Genomic DNA, 6,221 nt, shown 5'->3' with positions numbered 1-6,221 from the left:
CAATACCGACTTCATACCGATCTAATCGTTGCCTAATAAAACTCCAACTATTGGGGGTCACACCATTTCCGCGGGCGGCTGGTGAGCCACCTTGTGCTTCGCACTGTGGTGTCTCACCTATGCCTTTCCTCCCGCAGGAGTCTGCGTATATTTCCTCCGCTGTTTCCGTTCATTGTTCGTCTATAGGATTCAACGTTTTAATTATGTCCCAGCCTTTTTTTGCACTAAGACCCGAAAAGCGTTTTTCTTACGTAAACAGGAATTCTTTCTAAAAGTCAAACCCTTGCATATACATCCGGGACAATCTCCATCTCTCCCGCTGCCACTTCCGCTCTCTGTCTCGCTTCATCTGTGTCTATTCCTTTTGCCAGCACAACGCCCATTCGGCGGCCTGGTTTTGCTTCAGGCTTTCCGAACAAGCGGAGCTGGGTGTTCGGTACACCAAGTGCCTTATCGACTCCGGTAATATGATAATCGTCGCTTGCTTCCCCAGCTTTCAAAGCCCTGCTCGCTCCTGGGGAAACCAGTTCGATCTCAGGAATTGGCAGTCCAAGCACAGCCCGTACGTGGAGCGCAAATTCGGAAAGTTCCTGTGTCGCCATGGTCACCATGCCAGTATCATGCGGACGCGGTGATACCTCACTGAAAATCACACCGTCTTTAGTCAAAAAGAGCTCGACACCGAAAACGCCGTAACCGCCGATTTCATCTGTCACTGCTTTAGCAATCGACTCGGACTCCTTGATTTGCTCTTCCTTCATCACATGTGGCTGCCAGGACTCCATATAGTCCCCACCCTGCTGGGTATGGCCAATCGGCGGACAAAAAGATGTGCCAGATACAGAACGCACCGTCAACAAAGTGATTTCCGAGTCGAATGAAATGAGTTCTTCTACAATCACGCGCTGGGACTGTGCACGCCCCTCTTCCATCGCCTGCTGCCAGGATGCCTCTATATCCTCTTCCGTCCGACAGACACTCTGGCCTTTCCCCGATGAACTCATGATCGGCTTAATGACACACGGCGTCCCTATTTTATGTACCGCTTGTTTCAATTCCCCGAGAGAATCGGCAAACTCATAGGCAGCCGTCGGCAGTCCAAGTGTTTCGCTGGCGAGCCTGCGAATTCCTTCCCGATCCATGGTCAGTTTCGTAGCATAAGCGGTCGGGATGATATTATATCCCCTGCTCTCAAGCTCCAACAGCGCGTCTGTTGCAATTGCCTCAATCTCCGGTACAATATAATCCGGATTTTCTGCCTCTATGACCTCTTGCAACTTCCTGGCATCCAGCATATCTATTACATAGGAACGATGTGCCACCTGCATGGCCGGCGCATCTTCATAACGGTCGACGGCAATTGTCTCCACTCCCAGCCGTTGTGCCTCCAGCACGACTTCCTTCCCTAATTCGCCTGCTCCCAATAAGAGCATTTTTCTCGCATGATCCTTCATTGGTGCACCAAACATAACCCCATCCTCCTGAACGTTTGTGTTTGCATCTATTCTACCTTCTGAACAAGAAATGTTTCAAGTAATTTTCCGTAAATGAGGAATGTTAACATTAAATATATTATTTTCGTTCGTCTTTTGCCCAAGAAATATCTGTACTAGGATCCTCAAAACAGGGAGAAAAAATTTACAAGTAAAAACGGTTTCCTCTTGCGACCAGCAGATTACGAGTGTGCACCAAACTAAAAATTGCAGGCCCTCCAAATCGGAAGGCCTGCATTTACTTAAACTCGGCTTATATTTTCATATCCCAGCGTTTTTGTTCGGTCTCCTTCATTTGTTCTTCCGTCTTTTGCGGATAGGCCGTGCGGTACGGATGATGGTCAGCCGGGATGACTTCTACCATCTTCTCGATCATTTCTTCTGGATCAAATTGGTTTTCCAGCCCTTTTTCCTTTTCTTTCAAGTCCGCTTTCTTCGTGAAATTCTTGTCCTCGTCAAACCATTTCCACTGTTCTTCAGCAGCACGGTCATTGAATCCGGTCGCAAATGGTCCAGGATTGATTGTTGCCACCTGTACTCCAAAACCTTCCAATTCTTTCTGCAGGCTGGATGCCATTGCTTCCACCGCATGCTTGGTCGCGGCATAAGGACCGCCATACGGCGCTGCCATGATACCTGCCATCGAGCTCATAAACACAATCTTTCCTTTGCCTTTATCCACGAACTTCCGGGCAGCAGCCTGGACGGTCTCCAACGTGGAAAAGACATTGACTTCAAATATGGTGCGGAACCTGTCCATCGGCACTTCACCGAGGGGGCCTCTCTCGTTGATTGCTGCGTTTGCGACAAACACGTCAAAATCATATTTTTCTATTTCTGCTCTATCCCGTTCATTAGTAATATCAAGTTTGAATACATCCATATCCAAGTTGTATTCACGCGCCTCCCGCAGCAGATCTGTTTTCTGGGACGTCAACTCGGTCGTTGCAATGACATGATGCCCTTTCTTGGCAAGACCGATGGAAGCCCCCCTGCCAAGTCCGCTGCCGGCACCTGTGATGAAAATCGTTTTTGCCATGTTGCTTCCCTCCTATCAAACACTCTGTAATTCTCATCTTCCCATCAAGCAAAATTGTAAACTTTGTTCGAATGATAGGGGAAACATATAAAAAAGGACCTTTCTAAACGGAAGGGTCCTTTTGGTCTATATATGATCACTATCAGGAAGAATACACCCTGATCGCCTGTTCGAGCTCCTCCAGGTATATTCTGGCCATACGAGTCAACTGGGTCTTTTTATGTACAATCCACCCGACGGAAATGGTCTCATCCTCATCGAGCGGTACGGACACGATATTGGAATCATTCAAGTTGGAACTTAAAATACCGGTTGATATGGTATAGCCATTCAGACCTCGGAGCAAATTGAATAAAGTGGCGCGATCACTGACTTGGATGCTTTTTTTGCTCGCAATGGTGCTGAAAATTTCCTCTGAATAGTAGAAGGAGTTGAATTCCCCTTGTTCAAATGAAAGACGCGGATACTCCTCCAAATCCTCCAATGTCACGGACTCCTTTTCAGCCAATGGGTTTTGGCTGCTGACAAAGATATGTGGGGCGGACTCGAATAACAGATGAAATTCCATTCCTTCCTCCCTCAGCATCTGCCTCATCACTTTTTCATTGAACGAGCTCAAATAGAGGATGCCGATCTCACTCCGCAGATTCTTGACATCTTCGATAATTTCATAGGTCTTTGTTTCTCTTAAAGTGAATTGGTATTCCAAACTCCCATGTTTCTTGATCATCTCAACAAACGCATTCACCGCAAAGGCATAATGTTGGGTGGAAATACTGAACATCTGTTGGGAAGGTGCTGTATTGAAGTACCGGTGCTCCAACAGTTCCGCCTGCTCGACGACCTGCCGTGCATACCCCAGAAATTCCGCCCCATCCGGAGACAGGGTGATGCCTCTGGAATTCCGGGTGAAAATGGTGATGCCCAGTTCCTTCTCCAATTCTTTGATTGCTTTGGAGAGACTGGGCTGCGTGATATACAGACGACGGGCGGCTTCATTGATCGACCCGCACATAACAACCTCGATGACATATTTCAACTGCTCCAGCCTCATACCCATTTCCTCCTGTTGTCTGTTTTCAGGGTTCTTATGATTTGCGCTTATTCCATCTGCCTGAAAATTTCATCTGTTTGAAGTATAGCATATTTCAACGTAGAGATGGGGTTAGTTGCAGCCTGGATGATAATAAGAATATAGTAGAATTTCGCTCCGACTGATTACCAGCCAGTCACTTCACCGGCCCATTCGTAATTTCTGTCAGCTTAGAATTGATCGCAAAGACTTTCGCATGGACGTCTGTTATGCCAAAGCCTGCCAATCTTTTCGCGTGCATATCCAGATACTTCTCAGCAGTTTCTTTTGTTTCGAAGACATAGATGCCGCCTGCTTCATTTGTTTCGGGACTCTCTGTCCAGATCTTCCATATGAATCCGTCTTCTTCATTGATACTTTTTGCCAAATCTGAAAACCCTTCTGCCATTTCATCTCCAAAAGGTCCATCCATTTCAAAATCCACTTGCAATACGTATGCCATGATCATTCTCCTTTTACTAATTTTTGTGTCTTTTCCTTCGCTTGATAATGAGATCCATCAGCCACAGAAGAAGCGGTATCTGAATGTACTATATCATACACTTCCTTGCAATTGGGAGTTCACCCATCCACAGATAGCACACTCGCCCTCCAACCAATGATTAAATCTTGTATATGTCGGGTAATAAGTCTATGTAATCGGACTTTTCCTGCATCTCCAGTTGCTTCTCGAATCATCTAGACCCATTGAAAAGCTTTCCCCCAGAGAATTGCATCAAGAGGTGCATGTTAAGGAGGCGTTTGGAGATGGCAAAGAAATATTTGAACCAATATGAGATGGCACCAGATCATGTACTACTGTATATTTCCGGTTTGAAGCATGAAGCAACATTGAAAATCGAGAAAGACGACTATGAAAGCATCTCCTCGAAACATTGGGGATTGATGGCTGTCGGCAAAAAAGGCAATGAAAAGATTGTTCCTTACACGACAGTAAACAGAGCCTCTGTTCCACTCGGAAGGTGGCTGTTGGACATCCATCATCCAGAAAAGAAAGTGGAACATTTTGACCGGGACAACCATAATTTCTTGAGGGAAAACCTATATGTCACGGAAAAATCCGATTACCGGCTGCGCCATTCCTTGAAAGATGACGGGAAGATCTGCGGCGTATTCGAAATCAAGCGGAACGGGCGGGTGACAGGATATAAAGTGGAGTACAAGGAACCTGAAACCGCCAAGAAAAAGTTCAAATGCTTTACAGCCAGTAAATGCAATGGATTGACGGAGGCGAAGAAAGAAGCCTTCGAATTCCGGATGGATGTCCTGAAGAAAAAAGAAATAGCCTGTTAAAAGCCATCCTGCAGGGTGGCTTTTCAGGCTTGTCGACTCGGCATAATCATTATACGATCACTCCATCAAAGCTTCCTTTCAGCACTTTTTTCTCTCTCTGATTGATGCATTGAAATGATGCCAATAAATACTTTCTATTATCATTCTGTTTCTCCAGCTTCTCGATCGCCACTTCACATGTAATGGTATCTCCTGTATAAACTGGTCGCAAAAACCTGAAATTCACCGAACGTGCCAGCACATTATGGTCCCCGCCGATTTTTGTCGGTAATGTAGCAGTAAGCAGCCCCTGGATGACAAGTCTCCCCTGTTCATCGGGAATAACATGGTGCGAGCCTTCATCACCTGAAACCTTCGTAAACAATTCCACATCTTCCATGGTGAAAGTCCGTTCAAATGTAAACACATCGCCTGCTTGTAAAGACAACTCTTTTCCCCCTCCATCACTATTCTCTTCTCTTAAAAACAAATACATGTAACCGTCTGCCCTATTCCCTTTTACAACTATATTCTCTTGCATATTCTTCCAATATTCAAGAGAATCCTTGGACGGGGCGTTTTGATAGCATTAATAAACCCGGATTTCTGTGATAGAAATCCGGGAACCTAAAGCTGGCCTTCCATGTACCTGAAGGAACCAAGCGTTGCTATTACTCCTTTTCGCCAACTACAGTAAATCTTTGATTAACATGTTCCGCTTTTTCTGCTTCATCCACTACTGCAATAGCATAGTCAGCATAACTGATGTAGCTCTCACCTTGCGAATTTACAAGAAGGACATCCTTCCCTACTTGATAGGAACCTGTTCTTTTTCCTTCCGCATCAAATACGGCGGAAGGGCTGATAAATGTCCATGCTAAGTCAGTTGTTTGTAACAATTCTTCTAAATTGCGCCCTTGGCCCTTTCCTGTCGGTTTTACGAAATCCGGAAATTCAGGTGTATCAATTAACCGAACCGTTTTGTTTTCATCAACATAAAGGCTCCCTGCGCCTCCCACTACAATCAATCTAGTATCTGTTCCCCTGAGGGCTTCGATCAATACATGTCCTGCATCCACATGTGCCTGTTCTTCACCGAGTGGAGCTCCGAATGCATTGACGACCACATCAAATTGATGGAGATCTTCTGTTTTAAGATTAAAAATATTCTTTTCGATTACTGGAAGATTCGAGTTTTGTAGTTTCGATGCATCTCTTACGATAGCTGTTACTTGGTGATCTCGGTTTCCCGCTTCATTCACAATTACATTTCCTGCTTTACCACTTGCGCCAATGACCGCAATATTCATGATCACGCTTCCCC

The 6,221-nt window shown here is 45.5% G+C and carries 7 protein-coding genes; 1 reads left to right on the top strand and 6 read right to left on the bottom strand.

Annotated elements, in window-relative coordinates; all coding sequences use genetic code 11:
* Positions 1–275 precede the first annotated feature (275 nt).
* The 4 genes from purT to ACFOGI_RS05855 form a co-directional block, all read right to left on the bottom strand.
* The gene (purT, locus tag ACFOGI_RS05870) at positions 276–1,469 is read right to left on the bottom strand and encodes a formate-dependent phosphoribosylglycinamide formyltransferase (RefSeq protein WP_390269865.1); all 1,194 of its coding nucleotides are present in this window, start codon (positions 1,467–1,469) and stop codon (positions 276–278) included.
* A gap of 277 nt (positions 1,470–1,746) precedes the next feature.
* Positions 1,747–2,532 (bottom strand): SDR family oxidoreductase, encoded by a 786-nt coding sequence (locus ACFOGI_RS05865; RefSeq protein ID WP_390269862.1) that lies wholly within the window; start codon positions 2,530–2,532, stop codon positions 1,747–1,749.
* 142 nt (positions 2,533–2,674) lie between these two features.
* Complete coding sequence (locus ACFOGI_RS05860; RefSeq protein ID WP_390269859.1) at positions 2,675–3,586, bottom strand: LysR family transcriptional regulator; 912 nt, start codon at positions 3,584–3,586, stop codon at positions 2,675–2,677.
* Between the two features lie 175 nt (positions 3,587–3,761).
* Positions 3,762–4,067, bottom strand: coding sequence for a monooxygenase (locus ACFOGI_RS05855; RefSeq protein WP_390269856.1), 306 nt, complete (start codon positions 4,065–4,067; stop codon positions 3,762–3,764).
* 305 nt (positions 4,068–4,372) lie between these two features.
* On the opposite strand from ACFOGI_RS05855, the gene ACFOGI_RS05850 reads away from it, so the two are divergent.
* A complete protein-coding gene (locus tag ACFOGI_RS05850; protein ID WP_390269853.1) occupies positions 4,373–4,918 on the top strand; it encodes a hypothetical protein in 546 nt (181 codons plus the stop codon).
* A gap of 49 nt (positions 4,919–4,967) precedes the next feature.
* Here ACFOGI_RS05850 and ACFOGI_RS05845 read toward each other — a convergent pair whose 3' ends face one another.
* Positions 4,968–5,345 (bottom strand): FAS1-like dehydratase domain-containing protein, encoded by a 378-nt coding sequence (locus ACFOGI_RS05845; RefSeq protein WP_390269850.1) that lies wholly within the window; start codon positions 5,343–5,345, stop codon positions 4,968–4,970.
* 223 nt (positions 5,346–5,568) lie between these two features.
* Positions 5,569–6,207: an NAD(P)-dependent oxidoreductase gene (locus tag ACFOGI_RS05840; RefSeq protein ID WP_390269847.1), complete on the bottom strand. Its 639-nt coding sequence runs from the start codon at positions 6,205–6,207 to the stop codon at positions 5,569–5,571.
* Between the last annotated feature and the right edge of the window lie 14 nt (positions 6,208–6,221).

The sequence above is a fragment of the Virgibacillus xinjiangensis genome (assembly GCF_042643145.1).
Taxonomy (GTDB): domain Bacteria; phylum Bacillota; class Bacilli; order Bacillales; family Amphibacillaceae; genus Virgibacillus_O; species Virgibacillus_O xinjiangensis.
Note: the sequence above shows the minus strand (reverse complement) of the source record. Positions and strands in the feature narration are given on the sequence as shown.

Excerpts from the sequence above, each read along its gene's own strand:
- ACFOGI_RS05860 (WP_390269859.1), bottom strand. The coding sequence starts at position 3,586 with ATGAGGCTGGAGCAGTTGAAATATGTCATCGAGGTTGTTATGTGCGGG.
- ACFOGI_RS05865 (WP_390269862.1), bottom strand. The coding sequence starts at position 2,532 with ATGGCAAAAACGATTTTCATCACAGGTGCCGGCAGCGGACTTGGCAGG.
- ACFOGI_RS05855 (WP_390269856.1), bottom strand. The coding sequence starts at position 4,067 with ATGGCATACGTATTGCAAGTGGATTTTGAAATGGATGGACCTTTTGGA.
- ACFOGI_RS05850 (WP_390269853.1), top strand. The coding sequence starts at position 4,373 with ATGGCAAAGAAATATTTGAACCAATATGAGATGGCACCAGATCATGTA.
- purT (WP_390269865.1), bottom strand. The coding sequence starts at position 1,469 with ATGTTTGGTGCACCAATGAAGGATCATGCGAGAAAAATGCTCTTATTG.
- ACFOGI_RS05840 (WP_390269847.1), bottom strand. The coding sequence starts at position 6,207 with ATGAATATTGCGGTCATTGGCGCAAGTGGTAAAGCAGGAAATGTAATT.